This is a genomic window from Xanthomonas sp. D-36-1 (assembly GCF_017746155.1).
In the GTDB taxonomy this organism is placed as follows: Bacteria; Pseudomonadota; Gammaproteobacteria; order Xanthomonadales; family Xanthomonadaceae; genus Xanthomonas; species Xanthomonas cissicola.
On record NZ_JAGHWR010000004.1, the window covers coordinates 20693 to 42329 of the forward strand.

19 protein-coding genes are annotated in these 21637 nt (G+C 65.1%); 9 read left to right on the forward strand and 10 right to left on the reverse strand.

The genetic code is table 11. The features are described from left to right. Positions 1–112: 112 nt before the first annotated feature. Positions 113–1330: a type III secretion system effector protein XopR gene (xopR, locus tag J7367_RS22475; RefSeq protein ID WP_280515201.1), complete on the reverse strand. Its 1218-nt coding sequence runs from the start codon at positions 1328–1330 to the stop codon at positions 113–115. A 96-nt stretch (positions 1331–1426) separates the two neighbouring features. Next, complete coding sequence (locus J7367_RS01465; RefSeq protein WP_007974993.1) at positions 1427–2302, reverse strand: membrane protein; 876 nt, start codon at positions 2300–2302, stop codon at positions 1427–1429. A 66-nt stretch (positions 2303–2368) separates the two neighbouring features. Between J7367_RS01465 and J7367_RS01470 the strand changes: the two genes are divergently transcribed. The 5 genes from J7367_RS01470 to J7367_RS01490 all read left to right on the forward strand — a co-directional run bounded on the left by J7367_RS01470 (position 2369) and on the right by J7367_RS01490 (position 6565). Beyond that, positions 2369–3031, forward strand: coding sequence for an alpha/beta fold hydrolase (locus J7367_RS01470; protein WP_057658554.1), 663 nt, complete (start codon positions 2369–2371; stop codon positions 3029–3031). 78 nt (positions 3032–3109) lie between these two features. After that, positions 3110–4204 (forward strand): cell division protein ZapE, encoded by a 1095-nt coding sequence (gene zapE, locus J7367_RS01475; protein ID WP_022557948.1) that lies wholly within the window; start codon positions 3110–3112, stop codon positions 4202–4204. Between the two features lie 390 nt (positions 4205–4594). Further along, entirely contained in the window at positions 4595–5056 is a 462-nt protein-coding gene (locus J7367_RS01480) for a MarR family transcriptional regulator (RefSeq protein ID WP_022557949.1), read from the forward strand. Between the two features lie 99 nt (positions 5057–5155). Further along, positions 5156–5584 carry an organic hydroperoxide resistance protein gene (locus J7367_RS01485; protein ID WP_003488682.1) on the forward strand — a complete coding sequence of 143 codons (429 nt, stop codon included), beginning with the start codon at positions 5156–5158 and terminating at the stop codon, positions 5582–5584. Between the two features lie 279 nt (positions 5585–5863). Further along, positions 5864–6565: an alpha/beta fold hydrolase gene (locus J7367_RS01490; RefSeq protein ID WP_057658508.1), complete on the forward strand. Its 702-nt coding sequence runs from the start codon at positions 5864–5866 to the stop codon at positions 6563–6565. A gap of 264 nt (positions 6566–6829) precedes the next feature. On the opposite strand, the gene J7367_RS01495 is transcribed toward J7367_RS01490, so the two are convergent. Next, positions 6830–7693, reverse strand: a complete 864-nt coding sequence (locus tag J7367_RS01495; RefSeq protein ID WP_042806243.1) for a DUF2884 family protein — start codon at positions 7691–7693, stop codon at positions 6830–6832. A 162-nt stretch (positions 7694–7855) separates the two neighbouring features. On the opposite strand from J7367_RS01495, the gene J7367_RS01500 reads away from it, so the two are divergent. Further along, positions 7856–8272: a hypothetical protein gene (locus J7367_RS01500; protein ID WP_057658510.1), complete on the forward strand. Its 417-nt coding sequence runs from the start codon at positions 7856–7858 to the stop codon at positions 8270–8272. A gap of 307 nt (positions 8273–8579) precedes the next feature. On the opposite strand, the gene xopE is transcribed toward J7367_RS01500, so the two are convergent. The 3 genes from xopE to J7367_RS01515 all read right to left on the reverse strand — a co-directional run bounded on the left by xopE (position 8580) and on the right by J7367_RS01515 (position 12091). Next, on the reverse strand, positions 8580–9782 hold the full coding sequence (gene xopE, locus J7367_RS01505) for a XopE/AvrPphe family type III secretion system effector (RefSeq protein ID WP_057658511.1): 1203 nt from the start codon (positions 9780–9782) through the stop codon (positions 8580–8582). 177 nt (positions 9783–9959) lie between these two features. Further along, positions 9960–10988 (reverse strand): NADP-dependent oxidoreductase, encoded by a 1029-nt coding sequence (locus tag J7367_RS01510; protein WP_022557954.1) that lies wholly within the window; start codon positions 10986–10988, stop codon positions 9960–9962. Positions 10989–11119: 131 nt separating this feature from the next. Further along, positions 11120–12091, reverse strand: a complete 972-nt coding sequence (locus J7367_RS01515; RefSeq protein WP_057658513.1) for an aldo/keto reductase — start codon at positions 12089–12091, stop codon at positions 11120–11122. A 234-nt stretch (positions 12092–12325) separates the two neighbouring features. Between J7367_RS01515 and J7367_RS01520 the strand changes: the two genes are divergently transcribed. Then, on the forward strand, positions 12326–13180 hold the full coding sequence (locus J7367_RS01520) for a class I SAM-dependent methyltransferase (protein ID WP_057658515.1): 855 nt from the start codon (positions 12326–12328) through the stop codon (positions 13178–13180). A 92-nt stretch (positions 13181–13272) separates the two neighbouring features. After that, a complete protein-coding gene (locus J7367_RS01525) occupies positions 13273–13845 on the forward strand; it encodes a pseudouridine synthase (RefSeq protein ID WP_007975003.1) in 573 nt (190 codons plus the stop codon). Positions 13846–13969: 124 nt separating this feature from the next. On the opposite strand, the gene J7367_RS01530 is transcribed toward J7367_RS01525, so the two are convergent. The 3 genes from J7367_RS01530 to hrpB form a co-directional block, all read right to left on the reverse strand. Then, entirely contained in the window at positions 13970–16963 is a 2994-nt protein-coding gene (locus J7367_RS01530; protein WP_057658517.1) for a TonB-dependent receptor, read from the reverse strand. Between the two features lie 286 nt (positions 16964–17249). Then, the gene (locus J7367_RS01535) at positions 17250–17681 is read right to left on the reverse strand and encodes a hypothetical protein (RefSeq protein ID WP_057658520.1); all 432 of its coding nucleotides are present in this window, start codon (positions 17679–17681) and stop codon (positions 17250–17252) included. Positions 17682–17905: 224 nt separating this feature from the next. Further along, positions 17906–20407, reverse strand: coding sequence for an ATP-dependent helicase HrpB (gene hrpB / locus J7367_RS01540; protein ID WP_057658522.1), 2502 nt, complete (start codon positions 20405–20407; stop codon positions 17906–17908). Positions 20408–20638: 231 nt separating this feature from the next. Here hrpB and J7367_RS01545 point away from each other — a divergent pair, with 231 nt between their 5' ends. Beyond that, complete coding sequence (locus J7367_RS01545; RefSeq protein WP_057658525.1) at positions 20639–20923, forward strand: hypothetical protein; 285 nt, start codon at positions 20639–20641, stop codon at positions 20921–20923. 181 nt (positions 20924–21104) lie between these two features. Here the strand turns inward: J7367_RS01545 and J7367_RS01550 are convergent, their stop codons facing one another. Next, a complete protein-coding gene (locus J7367_RS01550) occupies positions 21105–21578 on the reverse strand; it encodes a DUF1456 family protein (RefSeq protein WP_057658527.1) in 474 nt (157 codons plus the stop codon). Between the last annotated feature and the right edge of the window lie 59 nt (positions 21579–21637).

The following is a 21637-nucleotide window of genomic DNA, read 5'->3' on the forward strand; positions in this document are numbered from 1 at the left end:
CGACACCGCAGTTTGAGGTCAGTGGCACACCGCGTCGTGGCTGACCGCCGAGGCCTGCGCGGGCGCTGGCGGTCCGCGTATGCTGTGCGCGCAACGACGAAGCGCTCAATCCTCAGTAATAGCCGTTGTCGATCGCCTCCTGATGGGCGTCGCGCTCGTTCTGCTCGGCCAGCGCACGCTCTTGCGCCGTCGTGGGGATGCTGTCCATCAAGCGTGGCGCATCCATCCGATGCAACTGGTCGTCGGTGCGCTTGACCATGTCTTGCAGCGCCAGCACGTTGGCGTAGCCCTGCATCATGCGTTCCAGGCGTTGGATCTTGTCGGGCGGGGCATCGCTCTCCTTCAAAGATTCCAGGCGCCGTTGTGCGCGTGTGTAATACCTCGCCATCTTGGTCATGTCGAGCTTCTTGCGGCGTACCTCAAGCAGCGCGTGTCGGTTGGACTGCATCACATTCCGTTGGACCATGGCTAGCGGGCTGCTGGTGGTGTTCGGCGCAGCGATCGTCTCCAATGGCGACAGTACCTCCAACATCCCATCGAGCTGCCGATCGCGCACGGCGTCGCGCTCGGCGATCAGGGCCGCACGCATCTCGAACACCGACCTTTCCTCCGGGCTAGGCGCCCGACGCTCTTTGTAGAGGCGCCGGCTGATGTGATGGCACTGCTCGTTGAGCGCGGCCAATTCCAGATTCATGTTGCGCACCGGGCGTAGCGGCCTGGACGGCGAGGGCGGAGCCGGTGTCGCCGCTTTCGGGGACGCAGCCGGTGCCGGCCGCGAGGGGCGCGTTGGCTGCTGCGGCTGCCACACCTGATCGCGCCTGGCTGAGCTTGGAAAGCGCTGTTGCCGCAGTTCCTCGGGGCCGCCCTGACGTTGCTGAAAGCGTTCTGCCGCGCGTGGTGCGGACGGCGGTTGCTGCGGTGGCGCTGCTGTGCGCGTCGGCACACGACTGGGCGGCGGAGGCATCGCATCGGGCGCCTGCCATCGCGCATCGACGCCAGCCTGCGGTACCGGTGGGCGCTGGTTCTCGCCTCGCCTGGCAGCATTCGGTGCGGGTGCGGCCAGCGCAGGCTGGCTCTGCGCTATTTTCGTGGCTGGCGCTCCCATGCACATCGACGGCAGCTGTTTGCGTAGCGTCGCCAGCGACTTGCGCGCCGATGCCAGCATGCCTTGCCGCGATTTGGCCGCACCCTGCGCGGTGCTGGCCTTGGGCGCGTGAGACAGTGAGTGCAGCGACGGCGTCGCCGCGGTCATTGTCGTGTCGGTGGTTGCCGGATTGAGCGGCTCCGGAGCAACCGGATGAGTGCTGCGAAAGAACGAAGTCAGGCGCATCACAAACTCCCGCAGGAATGCACGCTCATGCTAGCGACCGCCAACCGGCGCGGAAGGCCGGTGGCGAACCGGCGTCGCGTAGGCCGAACGCGAGCGTCAACCCAGGCGGATTCCCCAGGCGATCGCCGCGATGGCCGGTGCCGCCACTGCCAGCCCCAACCAGCCGCGCAGGCCAAGGCGTTCGGCAAATCCCAATTTGCCGACCAGTGCCCCCAACACGACAACGCCCAGATTCATGCTGGCAAAGACGGTCGCCGGGCTGTGAGGCAGCACCTGGTGGGCACGTACGTAACAGAGGATGTTGCCGAAATTGAGCGCACCCAACAGCACGCCGGCAAGCATGCTGCGGGCGCTCGGGCGTGCGCCACGTGCCCAACGCACGCTCTGCACGCCAAGCATCAGCAGGAAGGCCAGCGCAAAACACAACGTCAACGAGGTCAGCGATGGTGTCCCGGCCTGCGCAATGTGCTTAAGCAGCAGGTCGATGAGCGCAAAGCCCATCCACACACTCATCAGCCAGGGCAGGCCGGTTGTGCTCGGCAGCGGATCGGCCGCGACGTGGTGACGGGGGCGTCGCACGATGCACACGATGGCCACCATGCCCAGCGCCAGCCCTGCCAGTTTCCAGCCATTGACCGGTTCGCCGAAAACGGTGAAGGCAGCGGCCAACGAAAGCACCAACGACAAGCGTTGCGCAACATCGGTACGTACGATGCCGGCCACCGCGACCGACCGCGCCAGCACCAGGAAAATGGAGGGCAGCGCCACGGCCAGCAGCAGCAACGCCAACCAGGGAGCGGTCGTGGAGCGCAGTGTGTCCAGCGCAGGATGCAGGATCAGCCAGGCCAGGAGTGCGGCGGTGGCGTAGTTCCAGGTAATGGCCTGAAACACGTCGATCCGGTGGCGTGGCGCAAGCTTCAACAGCACCGACACCAGGACACTGCAGACAACGGCAAACAGCAGAAAATGCATGGGCAACGCAACGAAGTGTGCAGGCAGGGCGATGAACGCGGCCGGCGGGGCGGCTATTATGCAGGCATGTCCAATCCCTCATTCCCTACCGAATCGGCTGCGTTGACCTTGGAAGGGCCGGTGGGCCCGCTGGATGTCGCGGTCGATCTGCCCGAGCCGGATGTTGTCGCGCACGCGGTCACCGCCATCTTCTGCCATCCGCTCTCCACCGAGGGCGGCAGCATGCACAACAAGGTCGTCACCATGGCCACGCGCGCGCTGCGCGAGCTGGGCATCACCGTGGTGCGCTTCAATTTCCGCAGCGTCGGCAATTCGGCCGGCGCATTCGACCATGGGGGTGGCGAGCAGGACGATCTGCGTGCGGTTGCCGAGTGGGTGCGTGCGCAGCAGCCAGGCCACACGTTGTGGTTGGGCGGTTTCAGCTTCGGCGCGTATGTGTCGCTGCGTGCTGCCGAAGCGCTCGCACCGCAGGTGCTGATCTCGATCGCGCCGCCGGCCGGGCGCTGGGACTTCAGCGATATCCAGCCGCCTGCGCAGTGGTTGGTGATCCAGGGCGATGCCGACGAGATCGTCGACCCGCAAGCGGTCTACGACTGGCTGGAAACCCTGGAGCAGCAACCCGAGCTGGTGCGCATGCCCGATACCAGCCATTTCTTCCACCGCAAATTGATCGACCTGCGCGGTGCGATCCAGCATGGTGTCCGGCGCTGGTTGCCGGCCGCAGTCTGACCGCGGCATGGCCCATGCGTATCGCCAGGCGATGCGCTGTTGAGCGGTCCGGGCCACAGCCGGCCCGCGGAGAATGCAATGAGTGAGATGACCCCGTCGCAGCGCTACGCCGCCGGCGTACAACGCGGCGACTGGCGCGCCGACCCTGCGCAGCAGGCGGCCCTGGCGGAGCTGGATCGCATCCACGAGGCGCTGGTGGACAGCGCGCAGGATGGTTGGCTGGACCGGCTGTCGGCATTCTGGAAGAAACCCGAGCCGGTACGCGGCTTGTACTTCTGGGGCGGTGTCGGGCGCGGCAAGACCTTTCTGGTCGATCTGTTCTACGACGGCCTGCCGATCGAGCAGAAATACCGCACCCACTTCCACCGTTTCATGCGCGGCGTGCACGAGCAGTTGCGCGAGCACGCCGGTCAAAGCGATCCGCTGGCCCGGATCGCCCAACAGTGGCGTGAGAACCTGCGCGTGCTGGTGCTGGACGAGTTCTTCGTTACCGATATCGGCGATGCGATGCTGCTGGCACGCTTGCTCGAACGCCTGTTCGCCGAAGGTGTGACGCTGGTGACCACGTCCAACACCGCGCCGGAAAATCTCTATGCCAACGGGTTGCAACGCGACAGTTTCATGCCGGCGATCGGGTTGCTGCAGAAGTTCTGCGTGGAGCTTTACGCGGAAGGCACCGAGGATTACCGCATGCGCGCGCTGACGCGCTCGCCGGTGTATCGCGCGCCGTTGGATGCGCAGGCCGACGATTGGCTTGCGCAGCGTTGGGCCGAGTTGAGCGGCAACGCCGAAGCGCGCGCCGGCAATATCGAAATCGAGGCGCGCAAGATTCCGGTGCGCGCACGCGGCAAGAGCATCGCCTGGTTCGATTTTGCTGCGCTCTGCGAAGGCCCGCGCGGTCCCAGCGACTACATCGAGATTGCGCGCGAGTTCACCACTGTGTTGCTGGGTGGCATCCCGCACTTCGACCGCATGAACGAAGACGCCGCGCGCCGCTTCGTCAACCTGATCGACGAGCTATACGACCGCCACGTCAATCTGGTCTGCACCGCGCAGGACGCACCGCCGGCCTTGTACAGCGGCCAGCGCCTGGCCGGTGCGTTCGAGCGCACCGCTTCGCGCCTGATCGAAATGCAGAGCGCGGATTACCTGGCAACGGCGCATCGCGCGTGAGCGGATGATCGGGTAGGCGAGGACCTATGCGATTGCCACTGCCGTGCAGGTGCGGTGCTGGTACCGCACTGCCGGCAAAGTGATCGCTCAACATCGGCTGACGACGATAGTCGGCGTTGTTGCTGGTGCGTCTTTCAATTGCTTGGTGGATCCAATGAGGCGCCGCGGGCGCTGCCATGCGTATCCGACGATCGCGATGCGTGCCGCCGCCATGTCCCAAGCAGCTATGGCATCTCTCCCACAGCGCTGCTCCTGCAGCGCCACTACGAAGTCGCAGCGCCACTCCAAGTCGGAAGTCTTGAGGGCAATGGTCGACTGTTCTGGCGGGACAACGCCTAGGACGTAAATAAATCGCTTGCAATTAGATTGCGCGCTATGTAAATTGCATCCATGGATACCGGCACAGCCACCGACGCCCGCACCGACGCATTGCTGCAGCTCGACAACCAGCTGTGCTTTGCGCTGTATTCGGCCAACCTGGCGATGCACAAGCTCTACCGCGGGTTGTTGAAGGCGCTGGATCTGACCTATCCGCAGTACCTGGTCATGTTGGTGCTATGGGAGACCGACGAACGCAGCGTGTCGGAGATCGGCGAGCGCCTGTATCTGGATTCGGCCACGCTGACGCCGTTGCTCAAGCGCCTGCAGGCGGCCGGGTTGGTGACCCGCACGCGTGCGGCCAACGATGAGCGCCAGGTCATCATCGCGCTGACCGAGACCGGCCGTGCGTTGCGCGGCAAGGCTGGCGCGGTACCGGAACAGGTGTTCTGTGCGTCGGCCTGTTCGTTGGACGAACTGCGTCAACTCAAGCAGGAACTGGAGAAGCTACGCTCCAGTCTGGGCGCCGGGTGAGCTCCCGGTAGATCACCGGTTTGCAACACGTCGTACACGATTCAATCGTCAACTATTGAACCCCTCATGCGCCCCTAGCGCTCACCCTGGAGAAGCACCATGGCCTCACCTGAAAAAGTCCTCTACACCGCCCATGCCACTGCCACCGGCGGCCGCGAAGGCCGTGCCGTGTCCTCGGACAAGGCGCTGGACGCCAAGCTGTCCACCCCGCGCGAGCTCGGCGGCGCCGGCGGCGACGGCACCAACCCTGAGCAGCTGTTCGCAGCCGGCTATGCTGCCTGCTTCATCGGTGCGATGAAGGCCGTGGCTGCCCAGGACAAGCTCAAGCTGCCGGGCGAAGTGAGCATCGACAGCAGCGTCGGCATCGGCCAGATCCCGGGCGGCTTCGGCATCGTGGTGGAACTGCGTATCGCCGTGCCGGGCATGGACAAGGCCGAACTGCAGACGCTGGTCGACAAGGCCCATCAGGTCTGCCCGTACTCCAATGCGACTCGCGGCAATATCGACGTCACCCTGACCCTGGCCTGATCCACGCCAGCATCGCCACGCGCAACACGTGGTGGAGTCAGCAACGGCCCGGCGCATGCGCCGGGCCGTTGTGTTGCGGCAGGCGGCGCTGCCCTGAACAGCGCAGGCGATCGGCACCGCGGTGCCAGCGCTGACTGGCATGCGCATCGACCTTGGCATACCGGCCGATGCGGCCCACGTCAGGGTGCGCCCGCCCGGGCTGGCGATGGGCGTCGCTGCCCGGCACACTGCTGCGATGACGGTACCTGCTTCTGCGACCCCGGTCGGACCTTCCTGCGCATGAGCGCACCGCGTCCCACCTTGTTGCTGCTCCCCGGCCTGCTCAACGATGCGCAGTTGTGGCAGGCGCAGCGCGTGGCGTTGGCCGACGTCGCCTATTGCGTGGCCGGCGACATTACCCAGGGCGACAGCATGCGTGCGCTGGCAATGCAGCTGCTGGCGCAGATGCCGCTGCGTTTTGCACTGGCCGGATTTTCGTTGGGCGGCTACGTCGCGCAGGAGATCCTGCGCATCGCGCCGGAGCGTGTGGAGCGGCTGGCCTTGCTGGACACTTCCGCACGTGCCGATTCGCCCGAGCGTGCGGCGCAGCGGCGCGCGCAGGAAGCGAGCGTGCGTGGCGCCAATGCCTTCCACGGGTTCGGCGAGCGGCTGCTGCGCCACTACGTGCATCCCTCGCGCTGGCAGGACGAGGCCTTGCTGGAGCGGGTGCGTGACATGACCCAGCGCCTGGGCGTGGAGGTGTTCCTGCGGCAGAACCGGCTGCAGCGGGAAGACGGCCGCGCGCTGCTGCGCGCCTATGCCGGTCCGTTGCTGGTGCTATGCGGCCAGGACGATGCGATCACTCCGCCTGCATTGCATGAGGAAATGGCCGCACTAGCTGCACGCGCGCGTCTGGTGCAGGTGCCTGCGTGTGGCCATCTGTCGCCGCTGGAGCAGCCGCAGGCGGTGTCGGACGCACTGCGGGAATGGCTGCTCGCCTGACGCTGTAACCACCGAGCTGAGGCAGCCATACCTTGGCCATGCGGCGGGATGGCGTCGGCCAGTACGCGAGGGCTCTGAACCGGCGGTTGGAGGCGGTGATCGGCGCGCCATCGGCCGATGCAATGCATGCCTTGATGCAGGCAAGGTGTCGTGCCCAGTCACGGTGGCCATCCTGCCGCAGCGAGCCGTTGTGATGCGAGCCGTTATGAAGCCAGCGTTGTGCTGCCATCAGGCTTGCAAGGCCGCTTGCGCTGCAGCGCAAGGTCAATGCGCAGCTGTCGCCACAGCGCTGGACACCGCTGCATCGGCATCGTGTTTCTGCTGATGCGTGTTGAGTTCCAGCATCTGCAGCCGCTCGCCCTGGAAGCGATAGTCCAGCGCCTGCTGTACCCCGTACAGCGCCTGCGCCTGCGTGCACAGCGTCTGTGCCTGTGCTTCCAGCGCATCGCTGCGCGCCTGCATCCGCTGTTCCATCTGCGCGTCCAGTTCCGCGCCGCGGCGCTCCAGCTGTGCAGTACGCCCGGTCATGACCGTCCACAGCACGTTGCGGGTCAGGCTACCGGCCAGTTCTTCGGCGGCTTGTTCGACGTGGGCTTCGAAGCGCTCGTCGAACAACGCTTGCTCCCATCGCCCACGCCCGAGGCTGCCATCGACCTGCGCACGTGCGGCTGTGCGTAGCTGCTCCACCTTGCGCTGCTGGCGCGCGCTGCCGGACAGCACGTGCACCACGCCGTTCAGCGCATCGAAGGTGATGTCGACCACCGACTGGGCGATCGACGCCACTGCCGGCATCAGCGCGCGCGTGCCTTGCTCCAGTTCGCGCAGGCGTTGCGCGTCGGCGGCGCTGACCGGCTGCGGCTGGCGGTCCACGTTGAGCTCGCCACCGTGGAAAAAGATCTCGCGCGGCAGGCCCTGTTTGCGGCGCAGCCAGATGCCGCCGGTGTCCGCCAGTACGTCGTAGGAGGTGCTGACATCGCATTGCTGCGAGGACAGCCGCGGGGCCGTGGTCTGGGCCTGCGCGGCGCAGGCCACCAGCAGCCACAACGGTGCGAGAAACACGGGACTGCGCATGGGGCTGGCCCTGGAATCGGGGCCAGCAGCATTGCGCACGGCGCAGGACGCCGCCATGGGCAGGAAGTCAGGGTGCCGATGGTGCACGCGATGACAGACGGCAGCGAAGCGTGAACCCGGTCGAGCATCGGCGCACTGACAGCATTCAAACGACTAGCTCACTTGATTCTCACGGCCGATGGTGTGAATTATGTTGCACAGCAGCATCGGAGCCGCACAATGCTCGACCCACGCATCGAAAAGGTAGACCTGGCGCTTACCGAGATTGCGCAGGACCCATCGGAAAAGGTGGCGTTGTGGCAATGGGCATGCCGCGAGATGCTGCACGAGACGCTGATCGGCATGCACCAGCTTTCGCACCTGGCCGGCATCGCACGGCAGGTGGCCAACGACTGGCGCGAGCCGGTGGATGTCATCGCTCCTGCAAAGCCCTACCTGGCCGCATCTGCGCTTGCCGATCGCCGTCTGCCGCAGGTGCTCGACGGCCTGGGCAGCACGCACGACGACAACGACCGCGCCACCTTATGGCGGCTGCGTTACGCGAGCCTGATTGCTTCGACCTTGCAAGGCATGCAGGCGCTTGCGGAAAAGCACCGCATCGACCGCCAGGCGATGGCGATCGGGCCGGTTAACTAGTGGCAATCGATCCGCACCCTCGCGGTCATGTGTCCTGCACGTGGGTCACAGCTGACGCTTGCGCGTTCGCTCAAAGGTGCATCTCGCCTGGCAGCATCACCTGAGCATCTTCAACCCTGGGTTTCTGCACGGATCGTGCATTACGGCACGGTCTTGCGCACAGGTTGCCGGTGCCGCGCAGCCGAATTCCGCCGTCCCCCAACGACGTATTGCGCAGCACATGCGTTCGGCATGCCGCCGCCAGCCCATCAGGCCGACGACGGTATATCGCTGAATGCAGCTGTTCGCCCGATTGAAAGGGGCGTTCTCATATCGTCCCCCTGACAGGCGGGCGCCACCCGCGCCCATACCAGAAAGCCTGCCTTGCATTGGTCCGGGCACTGGTGACAAAACGCTTCAGCCGTGTGTGAGAAGTTGGTGCCCAACTCAAAGGCGGGCGACCCAAGGCATCCAGGCGCGCGGCATCTTTCAGGATCGCTGCAGTCGTGCGCGGCGAGATGGGCTGTGCGTCATCCAGGCCATAGGCTTGCCGCGCAGCATCGGCGGCCAGCGCCTTACGCGTCCGCGGCGCGAGCTCCTGCAGCCGCTGACGCGTGCGTTCGGCCAGATCGGGGTCGATGACCGTAGTCGAGGCATAAATCTTGCGAGGTACGGGCGGGGTGCGAACGACGCTCTCCACGCCGCGCAGATGTGCATGGAACTCGGTTTGCGGATCCTCGATTTCGGCTTGCAATGCGCGGGTCCTGGCCAGCGCATCGATTGCACCGGGCTTGTCGAAGCGCTCAATCACATAGGTGGATGTGCCGTATGTTCCGGCCCAGCCCGAATCCCTGAGCAGAACCGCCGGACCATCGGACCATGAGTCGAGAACGACAGCCGAGTCTTCCGCCTCCGCCGAGCCTGGGGGCTGGTACAGCGCGTACATGTGGGCGCACGCTTCGTCACAGACGTTCATGATCTGCCCGCCACCCTCCATGCGGACCGCATGACGGCGTGTGTTGATCGCTGCGTTTTGGTCACAATTGCCTGCGCCGACAGCCAGCGCGCAACCTGCCATCAAATTGATGTCATGTTTACCGGGCCAGTAAGACAGGAAACTGTAAGACAGGTAACTACAAGTGGAGCTGCGCCCATTGCTGAGCCGCAAATCGCCCTCGATATTACCTCGTCCATGGTGCAAGGCCAGCCGTGTCTCGTGCACCGTCGCCGTGGCGTCGGCCAGGCGTTGACGGTCGCGAACGTCTTCGATGGGCCTGCCGCTGAGGCGCATTCCGAGTTGATAGGCGGTCTGCTGAACTTCGTGCGGCTGCAGGGTCGGTTTTCCAGAACGCCCCCGCCTCGCACGGGGAGCGCCGCGTGTCACCAAGCCCTGCAGGCTAGGTGAAACCGACGTCTCGGGAACGGAAGGCGGGTGGGGGTTAAGCTGCTCTGAGGCAGGGTTTGGGTGGCGTTCGGGTGACGCTGCCACGCTCGACCCTGACGTCGCCGGCTTTGAAATGCATAGTCCCATGTCGCGCTCCGATCATGACCCTGGCATCAAGTTTGGCAAGGGTCTCTGCGCGCGTTGTCAGTTCGCCGAAGTCGTGTGTGGGATCACGAGTGACTGGCGCTGGCGCCCCGCTCATCGCATTGCCTTGGAATGGAGATCGCAAAAGCGAGCGGGTGGTAAAGAGCGCGGTGACTATCGCTAGGCAAGCGCGACGACGGCCTTGCCGAAGTTCTTGCCGCGCAATACGTCGATCAGGCCCTGCGGGGCGCTGTCCAGGCCGTGCAGCACGTGCTCGCGGTACTGAATTTTGTCTTCGCGAAGCCACTGGCCCATTTCGCGCAGGAAGGCAGGCATCAGGCGGATGAAATCGTGCTGGATGAAGCCGCGCACCGTCAGGCGTTTACGCAGCACCTGGCCCATGAAGTCGGGCAGGCGATCCGGGCCGGGGTGGGCTTGCCCGCGGCTGTTGTAGGTCGCGATCACGCCGCAGACCGGGATGCGTGCGAAGTCGTTGAGCCGCGGCAGCACCGCATCGAACACCTTGCCACCAACATTTTCGAAATAGATGTCGATGCCGTTCGGTGTTGCGGCACGCAATTGCTCTGCAAAGTCGTCGGCGCGGTGGTCCAGCGCCACATCCACATGCAGCATGTCACGCAGGTAACGTACTTTCTCTTCGCCGCCGGCAATGGCGACCACGCGCAGGCCCTGCAGGCGTGCCAGCTGCGCCACCGTGGCGCCGACCGGGCCGCTGGCGGCAGCGACCACCAGCGTTTCGCCGGGCTGTGGCTTGCCGATTTCATGCAGGCCCGCATACGCGGTAAAGCCAGGCATGCCATACACGCCAAGCGCGGTGCTCGGTGGCAGGCTGTCGTCCTTGGGCAGCTTGCGCAAGGGCGTTGTCGGGGTCAGCAGGCTATGCGTCTGCCAGCCGCCGGGCAGCACCAGCAGATCGCCAGCATGATAGTCGGCGTGATTGGACGTGATGACTTCGCCGACGGTGCCGCCTTCCATCACGGCATCGATGGCCACCGGCGCGGCGTAGGAGGGGCCTTCGTCCATGCGGCCACGCATATACGGGTCCAGCGACAGGAAGTGATTGCGGACCAGAATCTGATCGTGGCCAGTCGGTGCGACGGCGACCTCTTCGATGCGGAAGTTGTCTGCGCTGGGTTCTCCGTGCGGGCGCGATGCCAGCACGATGCGGCGGTTGATGATGGACGTCATGGGGGATGGCTCGCAAACAGTCCGCGCATGCGCGGTCGGGTGGGCACAGCCGCTGATGCGGCTGCGCGAGGGAGTGCTGTCACAGGTACAGGGTGCATGTTCGGCAACGACGCGACATGCCCACTGATGTACTAGCGGGAGTCCGATGACTCCGGCGCGCTGGCGCTGTCGAGTTGCGCAATCTGATCGGCACTGAGTGCCACGCGTGCGGCTGCCAGCACATCATGCAACTGGGTCACGCTGGTGGCGCTGACGATCGGCGCGGTCAGGCCGGCGCGCGCGATCAGCCAGGCCAGCGCAATCTGTGCAGGCGTGGCGTTGTGCGTCACGGCCAGATCGTCCAGCGCCTGCAGGATGCGCAGGCCACGCGGGTTGACGTATTGCTTGACCACCGATGCACCGCGTGCGCTGCTCTTGCCGGCATCGTCTGCGCTGCGATATTTGCCGGTGAGAAAGCCGCTTGCCAGCGAGTAGTAGCTGATCACGCCCAGCTCGCGCTCGCGAACGAGGGGCTCCAGTTCGGCTTCGTAACTGGCGCGATCGTACAGGTTGTATTCCGGCTGCAGGCTTTCGTAGCGCGGCAGTCTGTACTGCTCGGAAATATCCAACGCATCGCGCAGGCGCGCGGCGCTGTAGTTGGACGCGCCGATCGCACGCACCTTGCCCTGTTCGATCAATCGGCCGAACGCGGCCAGCGTGGCTTCCAGCGGAATCGATTCGTCGTCTTCGTGCGCCTGGTACAGATCGATCACATCGGTCTGCAGACGCGTCAGCGAATCTTCCACTGCCGCTGCGATGTTGTCCGGCGACAGACCGGGATGCTCGCTCCATTTGGCCACCTTGGTGGCGATCAGCACCTTGTCGCGCTTCCCGCTGCGCGCAAGCCAACGCCCGATGATGGTTTCCGATTCGCCGCCGCGATTGCCGGGCACCCAGCCGGAGTAAGCATCGGCCGTATCGATAAGATTGAAGCCGGCATCCACGAATGCATCGAGCAAGGCGAACGAGGTCGCCTCATCGGCGCTCCAGCCGAACACATTGCCGCCGAAGACGATCGGTTGAAGCTGCAGGCCGGAGCGGCCGAGTGCGCGGGGTTGGGTCATCGTGGATGCTCCTGATTCGAACTGGCAACAGGATAGTCACGCACACCGATGTTGCGTGTGACATCTGCGTGGATTCAGCGTTCCGCAGATCGTCCTCGGCAGCTCACAGGATCTGAACATATGGGCAACGGGAGGCCGCAACAGGCCTTGCGCGAATGCACGACGGGCAGATGGCAGGCAGGCCCTGGAGCGCATGCTAGGCTCGCGCTACTTTTCCCGGATGAGGGTGCTGCGATGATCCGCAACAAGCTGGCCTGTGCATGTGTGATGGGTGTGGTGGTGGCGATGAGCGCGCCGCTGGCGATGGCGGTAAAGCCAGCCGATAGCGCGACCTTGCCGGCGCCCGACGCCGCATTGCAGGCGGCCATCGATGGCAACTGGCGCGACCGCGCGTACGTGCAGCGCGACCAATATCGCCACCCTGGCCAGACGCTGGCGTTCTTTGGCATCAAGCCGACCCAGACCGTCATCGAAATTACGCCGGGCGGCGGCTGGTATTCGGAAATCCTGGCGCCGTACCTGCGCGAAAAGGGCAAGTACGTGGCCGCCGTGGTCGACCCGGCGTCGGCACCGGAAGGCCGCAGCCGCGAGTACGCGCAGCGTGCACGCGACGAGCTGGAAAAGAAGTTCCATGCCAAGCCGGAAGTGTATGGCAAGCCCTCGCTCGTGTCGTATGTTCCCAAGTCGCCGTCCTTCGGCGTGGACAACTCCGCCGACCTGGTGCTGACCTTCCGCAACGTGCACAACTGGCGCATGGCCGGCACTGCCGAGGCGATGTTCGCCGGCTTCTACAAGGTGCTCAAGCCCGGTGGCGTGCTCGGCGTGGTCGAACATCGCGCCAAGGCCGATGTGCCGGCCGACGACAAGAGTGGCTACGTTGGCCAGACGCAGCTGATTGCAATGGCCGAAGCCGCCGGTTTCACCCTGGTTGGCAAGAGCGAGGTCAACGCCAACCCGCGCGACACCAAGGATTACCCAGGCGGTGTGTGGACGCTGCCGCCCAGCAACAGCCATGACAAGGCCGACGACGCCAAGTACCAGGCCATCGGCGAGAGCGACCGCATGACCTTGAAGTTCGTCAAGCGCTGACGCAGACCTGCATGCCGGCACGTTGCGCGTGTCGGCATGCAGATATTTGACGGCATCGGGTTCGTGCGGCGCGTCGCGCAACAGGATTGGCAATGTTGGTGTTGTTGAACAAACCTTACGGTGTGCTCTCGCAATTCAGCGACCGCTCGCAGCCGCCCAAACGCACGCTGGCCGAATTCGGCTTGCCGCCCGATGTATATGCCGCAGGCCGCCTGGACCACGACAGCGAAGGCTTGCTGTTGCTGACCGACGACGGTGCATTGGCGCATCGGCTGACCGACCCGCGCCATAAACAGCCCAAGACGTACTGGGTACAAGTGGAAGGCGCGCCACAAGCCGAACAACTGCAGGCATTGCGCGACGGGGTGGTGCTCAACGATGGCCCCACCCGGCCGGCACAGGTGCGCATGCTCGACCCGGCACCGCAGCTGTGGCCGCGCGATCCACCGGTGCGCGTGCGCAAGACCGTGCCCGATGCCTGGCTGGAGCTGCAGATCACCGAAGGCCGCAACCGGCAGGTGCGGCGCATGACCGCAGCGGTGGGCTTGCCGACCTTGCGCCTGGTGCGCGTGGCCATCGGCGATTGGCGGCTGGAGACGTTGGCGCCCGGGCAGTGGCGCGTTGAAGCGACAACCAACGCACGGCCGAGCCGGAGCCGGCGCTGAACCGACGCGCACGCGGTGTGCGAACCGACGGCATCAGCACCGGCCGCGCGTGCCTGGCGGCTGCATCGTCCTGCTGTGAGCTGACCTCAAGCGCAGGGCGGCGAAACGTCCCCTGCACCCACACTCAATAATCGAAGCTCACGCTGACCCGCAGCGAGCGCGGCGCCTGTCGCACGTTTGCCGCGCCATACAGCGGATCCGGCTGCCCTGGATCAAGCTCCGAATAGGGATAGCGCCACAACGCAGTTTGCGTATTGAACACGTTGAATACATCCAGATTGAACCCGAGTTTGCCATCGGCAAAGTCGGGACGGTAGGCAAGGCCCAGATCCAGTTGCGTCATCGTCGGCAGGCGACCCTGGCTGCCAGGAGGTGCGGGTTGGCCCTGGTAGTAGTGATAGGCGATGCCGTAACCAGCCGGATCTTCAAAATTGGGGCCGTACGAGCCGAGCGGGCTGAACGGCGCGCCGGTGACCACGGCCAGGTTCGCCGACACCAGCCACTGCGGCGAGAGCTGGTAATAGCCGTACACCTTGAGCTGATGGGTGTGGTCGTTGCTCTGCGGGCCGTTGGTATGCTCCATCAGCTGCGCGTAATCCCAGGCCTGAGATGTCGCCACCGCAGTCTGCCCGATGTTGGAGAGCAGCTGACCTTCGGTGGTGCCATAGCTGCGTGAGAAGGTGTAATCGACCTTTGCGTACCAGCGGCTGTCGAAGGGATGCTCCAGCGACAGATTGAGCGCGTAGTAGTTGCGCTTGAAGGCGGGCATGCCAAGCTCGGCGTTGTTCAGCGGCACGCTGACGTAGTTGCCGCCGGTGTCGACCAGGGTGAAGGTGTTGGCCTTGCCGGGATTGATCAACCAGCAGCTGACCGGATTGCTCTGCTTGGTGACGTTGTAGCCCAGCGCATCGGACTTGGCCAGGACCGCATCGATGTCGCAGTAGTCGTCCACGCCGCTGCGCAATAGACGGTAGGTGGCTTTGGCGCCGTACACCCAGCTCTCGCCCAGTGTTTTGGAAAAGCCCAGGATGAATTCGTCCTGAAACGAGGGCTTGATGCCGGAGGTAGCGACGGTCTTCGGGTCGGGCAGCACGCCGTAATTGTTGTTGGACGACACCGCTTGCGTGAACTGGGTCAGATCGGTGGGGTAACCGTTGGCATCGATGCCGCCGTAGGTGTAGTACGTGGATGTTGCCAAGGTGGCGCCGGCCGCGTTGAAGGCCGGATTCAGCGGCAGCGCCAGGTAGTAGCGCCCGGCATTGCCGAACACCTTGAAACGCCCATCGCCCTCGACGTCCCAGCTGAAGCCAAGGCGCGGTGCCCACTGCCCGCTGGATTGCTTGATGTAGGCATCGCCATCGCGGTTGTAGTTGGTGAATTGGTCCAGTCGCAGCCCCAGATTGAGCAACAGCCTGTCGCTGACCTGCCAGTTGTCTTCGATGTATTGCGCGCGTTGCGCCGAGCGTACCGAGGCCAACGCGCTGGAGATGTATCGGCGCACGTAATAGCCGTCTTCGCCATTGATGATGCCGCCGGTGGCCGGCACACCCAGGCCGGTATTGATCGGCACATTGGGGTTGGATTGCCCATAGATCCAGTAATAGCCGTCGCCGGAGGTCACCGAGCCGCGATTGAGCGCGCGCGCGTTCTGGTTGTCGATTCCGGCAGTGATCGAGTGCTGGCCGATGACGTAATTCAGATCCAATCGCAGGTTGTCGGTACGGTTGCCGCGATCCGGGTCGACCAGCAGCGAGGTCGTCTGCGCGTTGGTGATCGGGTTGCCGCCGTTGAGTGCGGGATTCTGCAGCGAGGTGTTGGACAGATAGGTCAGCGAGCCGTCGTAAGCGGGGTTGCCGACGTAGTCATCGGTTTTCATCTTGCCGTACAGCGCGCTCACGGTGAGGCGGTCGGTGAGATAACCGGTGTATTTGGCGCTCCACAGATTGCCGCCGGTCTTGGTGGTGTCGTCCTGGCCGCGCAGGCTGCCGCGGGTCAGCGCCGCGTAATCGTAGTTGTAGATGCTGCCGCGATACACATTGCGGCTGGATGCGCCGGTGAGTTCCAGCAAGTGATTGTCGGTGATGTTCCAGTCCAGCTTGCCGTACCAGCGCGGGCGGTCGTATTGATAGCTGGTGTCGGCATTGGTGTCTTCCACGCTGTCCAGTTCGCGACCCTGGCGACGTTCCAGTTCATAGGAGCCGAACACGAACAGCTTGTCCTGGATCAACGGGCCGCCGGCATACACGCTTTGGGTGGACACCCATTGCCGGTCCTGGCTGTCGGGGCGGTACAACGCGCCGTTGGCCGGGTAGCGCACGTCGTCCTTGTCGGCGCGCGTGGATGCCGGCTCCCAGAGCGCCTGACCACCGAAATGCCATTCGTTGGTGCCGCGTTTGCCCACGGCATTGATCACGCCGCCATCGGAGCGGCCGTACTTTGCGCTGTAGCCGCCGGTGTAGATTTCCTGCTGATCGATACTGCCGTAAGGCAAGGTCAGGCCACCCAGGCCGCGGAGTGGGTCGGTGGTGTTGAAGCCATTGATGTAATACGCGTTCTCCGCAGCAGAAGAGCCGCCGAAGCTCACCAATTGCTCGCCACTCGGGCCGCTGTAGGTCCCGCTGCCGCCATTGCCGACCACACCTGGTGCCAGCTGCGCAATCGCTTCGGCCGAACGGCCCAACGGCAACCGCCGCAGTTGTTCGGCCGTGATGACGGTGCGCGAATCCACGGTGGTGACGTCGATCGCCGCTGCTGCGCGATCTGCGGTGACGCTGACGCCATCCAGTTGGGTCACCGCGCCAAACGACACGTCGGTCGTGGTGCCTACCGTCAGCGTCACCGCCTGGCGCGAGGTCAGCACATTGCCGGCGGCATCTTTGGCCACGACCGAATAGGTGCCCAACGGCAATTGGCCCAACGCGTAACGGCCGCGTGCGTCCACCTCGACCTCGCGGGTCAGCCCGGTATCGCTGCGTACCGCAATGCGTGTGGCCGATGTCGGCGCCTGGCCGGCAATGCTGCCGGTGGTGGATTGTGCATGGGCCAGCGGCGATGCGCTGGCAAACAACAACGCCAGCGCGAGCGCGCTAGGCCGTAACGTGGGGGAGAGAGCCGTCATGAACCATCACTTCTGGAGATCGGGAAGTGGGAGCACATCGGCCACAGACACACTGTGCTGTTCACACTGTGATGTATGGCACTGATTGCGATGTGAGACCCCGCGGCTATTAATTACCGCGCAACCCGCTATTCAGAAATGGAATGTTGTCATGTCGCTAGATCTAATCGCTATGGCAGTTCCGGTGGTTTGTCAGACGCTGACATCAATGCACTGGATTGCATGCCACAAACGATAACGCCACAGCGCGAGGCCGTGGCGTTGAGGGTTCGCTTCGAATGTCGCCTTATTCGATGCCGTCGCTCGGGGTCACTGCACTGCGGCGCTGATAGGCCGCGCGCCGTGCGTTGGCATTGTTGGCATATTCGCGGTCCAGACGATGCACGTTACCGCCGAGCACCTGCTGGTCACGCTGCCGCTTGCGATACACCGCGTAGCCGATCAGACCCAGGCCTGCGACCGCGGCAGCAACCGTGACGGCCGGGTTGCGCTTGACCAGTTTGCTGGCAGCCTTGCCACCGGTGCGCACGGCACCGAGCGCGGCGCCGGTCTTGAGCCATTCGCTTGCGCTCGGTCCGAAATGACGCAGGCTGCTGCCGGCGTTGCGGGCCTGATCGCCCGCGTTGGACGCGGCGTGACGCAACTGGTCGCCTGCAGTGCCGGCCAGTTCCAGGGCACGCTCCAGGGCGCGTTCGGTGATCACAGTCAGCTTGCTCATCGGAGGCGTTTCCTTTCTGAGTACGTGATCTGCAGTCTGTGCGCTGATGCGTATAGGCGGCGTCAGCGGAGCTGGGTGCCGTTTGGCTTACGGTTAGGTAGCGCGCCGCGGGTCGGTGCCTCTCAGGTGCCGCGTGGTTTTGCTCGGTGGGTTGCTGCAGCCGTCCGCGCTGCAATAAATTTCAAGCGCCCGTCTGTTTCACCGCCGCTGAGGGTCGGTGCCTCTCAGGTGCCGCGTGGTTTTGCTCGGTGGGTTGCTGAAGCCGTCCAAGGGTCATCTGGCCACGGATGCCTCGGATACCGCCCCTTCATCTCTTTTTTTACGTCCGGATACGTATTCGCCCAGAAACTCTTCAAGTCCTGGGTCACCTGCAGCGGCCGCCCGCCGGGGGACAGCAGGTGCAAGGTCAACGGGATACGGCCGTCGGCGATGCGTGGGGTTTCGGCCAGGCCGAACAGTTCCTGCAGCTTGACCGCCAGCACCGGCGGTAGCGGTTGGCTGGCGTGGTCGAGGGCGTAGCTGATTGGTCGCTCCATGCCGGAGGGCACGCTGATGCGTGTGGGCGCATGGCGGTCGATCGACTGGCGGCCCTCCCAGGGCAGCGCGCCCTTCAGCGCTTCGCCCAGGCTGGCTTCATCCAGCGCGTCCAGGCGGGTCTTGCCGGCGAAGGCCGGGCGTAGCCAGGTGTCCAGCGTCTCCAGCAGCGCTGCATCGGAGAGATCGGGCAGCGCCAGCTCGGGCATCCATCTCCGCAGCGACTGCACGCGTGCGCGCCATTGCTGCAGGTTCTCCGTCCACGGCAGGGCGTCCAGGCCGAGTTGACGCACTGCGTCGGTGAGCGCGCCTGCGGCATGCGCCGGATCGACGCGGCCGGCCGGGCGGCTGTCGAGCACGATACGGTCGAAGCTGGATTGGCGGCGGGCGACCAGCGCGCGCCTGTCCGCGTCCCACTGCACCACGTCCTGCTGCACGAAGCGCTCGGCCAGGCTGCGACGCAGGTAGGCTTCGTCCACCGGCGCGGCACGCAGCAACAGCGCATCCTTGGCTTCGTAGCGCAGCTCGCTGGCCACCAGCCACGGTTCGCCGCGCAGATCGCTATGGTCGAACAGGCGCGCGCTGCGGCCGTTGGCGAGCAGGTAGCGCAGCGGGTCGGCGGGGTGGCGTGCGGCGATGCGATCGGGGAACGCATGCGATAGCAGGTCGCCGAGTGCGTGCGCTTCGACGCTGGATGGCGGGACGCTGTCGCAGCGCAGCCGGCGGCGCCATTGTTTGGCGGCGCTGTCGATGGCAGCCAGGCCACCGCGATTGGCGTCGGCCGCGCTGCGGCCCTGACGAAATGCCGCCAGCGCCCGCCAACGCGCAGCCAGCCCATCGCCACCCTGGCGCAGCGGATCGCGTGCTTCCAGCAGCGCGGCCAGATCGCAGGCCAGCGCGACACGCGTCGCCTCGCCGGCCTGCGCCAGCATCGCTGCCAGGCGTGGGTGCGTGCCCAGCGCGAGCATGCGCCGGCCGAGTGCGGTGACGCCGCCGCTTGCGGTGAGCGCGCCCAGCCGCTGCAGCAGCTCGTGCGCGGCGGCCAGCGCGCCACTGGGTGGCGCATCCACAAAGCGCAGCGCGCTGCTGCCCCAGGCGGCCAGTTCCAGTGCCAGGCCGGCCAGTTCCACTTGCGTGATTTCGGCGCGGCGCTGCGGCTCCAGCCGTTGCGATTGCGGCCACAGCCGGTACGCCCAGCCGCTGGCGACGCGCCCGGCGCGGCCGGCGCGCTGGTCGGCCGAGGCCTGCGCAATGGCCGCTACGTCCAGCCGCGAAAATCCGCTGTTGGGGTCGTAATGCGGCTCGCGCGCCAGCCCGCTGTCGATCACCACGCGTACGCCAGGCAATGTGACCGACGACTCGGCCACGTTGGTGGCCAACACCACGCGGCGGCGGCCTTGCGGGTCGGGCTGCAGCACCTGGCTTTGCGCCTCCACCGACAGCTCGCCATGCAGCGGCAGCACTTGCACCGCCGAATCCAGCACATCTTGCAGTGCGCCGTGCACCCGCGCGATCTCGCGTTGGCCGGGCAAAAACACCAGCACATCGCCGGGATGTGTGGACAACGCGTGCTCCACCGCGCGGCGCGTCTGCGGCTCCAGCGCTTCGTCGCGGCGCGCCGGAAAGTGCGCGATTTCCACCGGGAAACTGCGCCCGGCGCTGCTCAGCCGCGGCGCTTCCAGGAAGCCGGCCAGGCGTTCGCCATCCAACGTGGCCGACATCGCCACGATGCGCAGGTCATCGCGCACTTGCGCCTGCACATCCAGCGCCAGCGCCAGACCCAGGTCGCCGGCCAGATGACGTTCGTGGAATTCGTCGAACAGCAGCACGCCGACGCTTTCCAGCATCGGGTCGTCCTGGATCAGCCGGGTCAGGATGCCTTCGGTGACGACTTCGATGCGGGTGCGCGCGGAGGTCCTGTTCTCGAAGCGGATGCGATATCCCACCGTCTCGCCGACCGGCTCGCCAAGCTGGCGCGCCATGAACTGCGCCGCGCTGCGGGCCGCCACGCGGCGCGGCTCCAGCATCACGATCTTGCGGCCGGCCAGCCACGGTGCGTCCAGCAGCGCCAACGGCACCTGGGTGGTCTTGCCGGCGCCGGGCGGCGCTTCCAGCACCAGCCGCGGATGCGCGGCGAGACTGTCGCGAATCTGCGGCAATAACGGGGAGATCGGAAAAGCGGGGTCGGTCATGCGCGGGAAGGATACGTTTCTGCTGCATAGAGTGCGACAGAGACCTGTGCGCCACTGCCGGCAGCCCGCTGCGTTCTGGCTCACCCTCATACAGCGCACGAAACGCTCCACGCTGCAGCGAAACATCGGGTGCGAGATACGTAATCGCAGCGCTAAATCGGAAATCCCCGTATCCACTTCGGTCAAGGTCTTTCCACAATCAGCAGGCCACTCCGCCAATCCAGAGACGCTATGAACGACTACGGTTCTTATCGCTACCTGCCTGCCGATGGTTGGTACGCTACCTATCCCCAAGCGACCGATACCGACCAAGTGCGCGTCTTCCAACGTGTGGCGCTATGGCGGGTTGCCCCGCACGGTACCATCGTGGGTCTGATCTCCTCGCCCGACGGCGACCAGGAGGACATCGAGTCGCAGCTTCTCAGTGCCCCGCGCGGACAAGGCGTCCACTACATCCACATGGATGATATGACCGAACAAGAACGCGAGCAGATCCGCAACAGACGTTTCAGCTGATCGCACCTGCTGCGTTTTGGGCGCCGTCACGCGTAATCTGACGCCTACGGTACGGATGGCGCACGGTCATTCGTACCGTGGTGGTGATTTAGGTCGTGCGTGCGGTTCTCAACAATGCTCTTGCGCCGGACAAAGGCCATCCGCTGGACAATCGCCAGCGGCCAAGCGCGTGCGCTGAAGATCATCCCGCTTCGCGCATCCGGGCGGTCAGGCCCTTGAGGAAGGCGCGCAGCAACTGGTCGCCGCAGGGCCGGAAATTCTTGTGGCCGGGTTGGCGAAACAGTGCGGAAAGTTCCGGCTTGGACAGCGGGAAACCGGCGCTGGCGAAGATGGCGTGCATGTCGACCTCCTTCAGTTCGAAGGCCACGCGCAGCTTCTTCAACACCAGGTTGTTGCCGACGCGGGTTTCCAGCGGGCGTGGCGGCTGGCTCTCGTCGCGGCCGCGGAAGCGCAGCACCAGGCCATCCAGAAAACGCGCCAGCATCGCATCGGTGCAGGGCTCAAAGCCCGGCTCGTCTTCCTTCTTCAGCCAGGCCTGTACCTGCGGCTTGTCGAGCGCGAACTCGGGGTCGGCCAGGTGGGTGATGTCCACCACCTTGTCGTCGCTGAGGTCGAGCATATAGCGGATGCTGCGCAGTACATCGTTGTGGATCATGACCGTTCCGGTGCCCCGGCCTGTCGCCGGAAAGCGGCCATTCTACGGGGCTTGAGTGA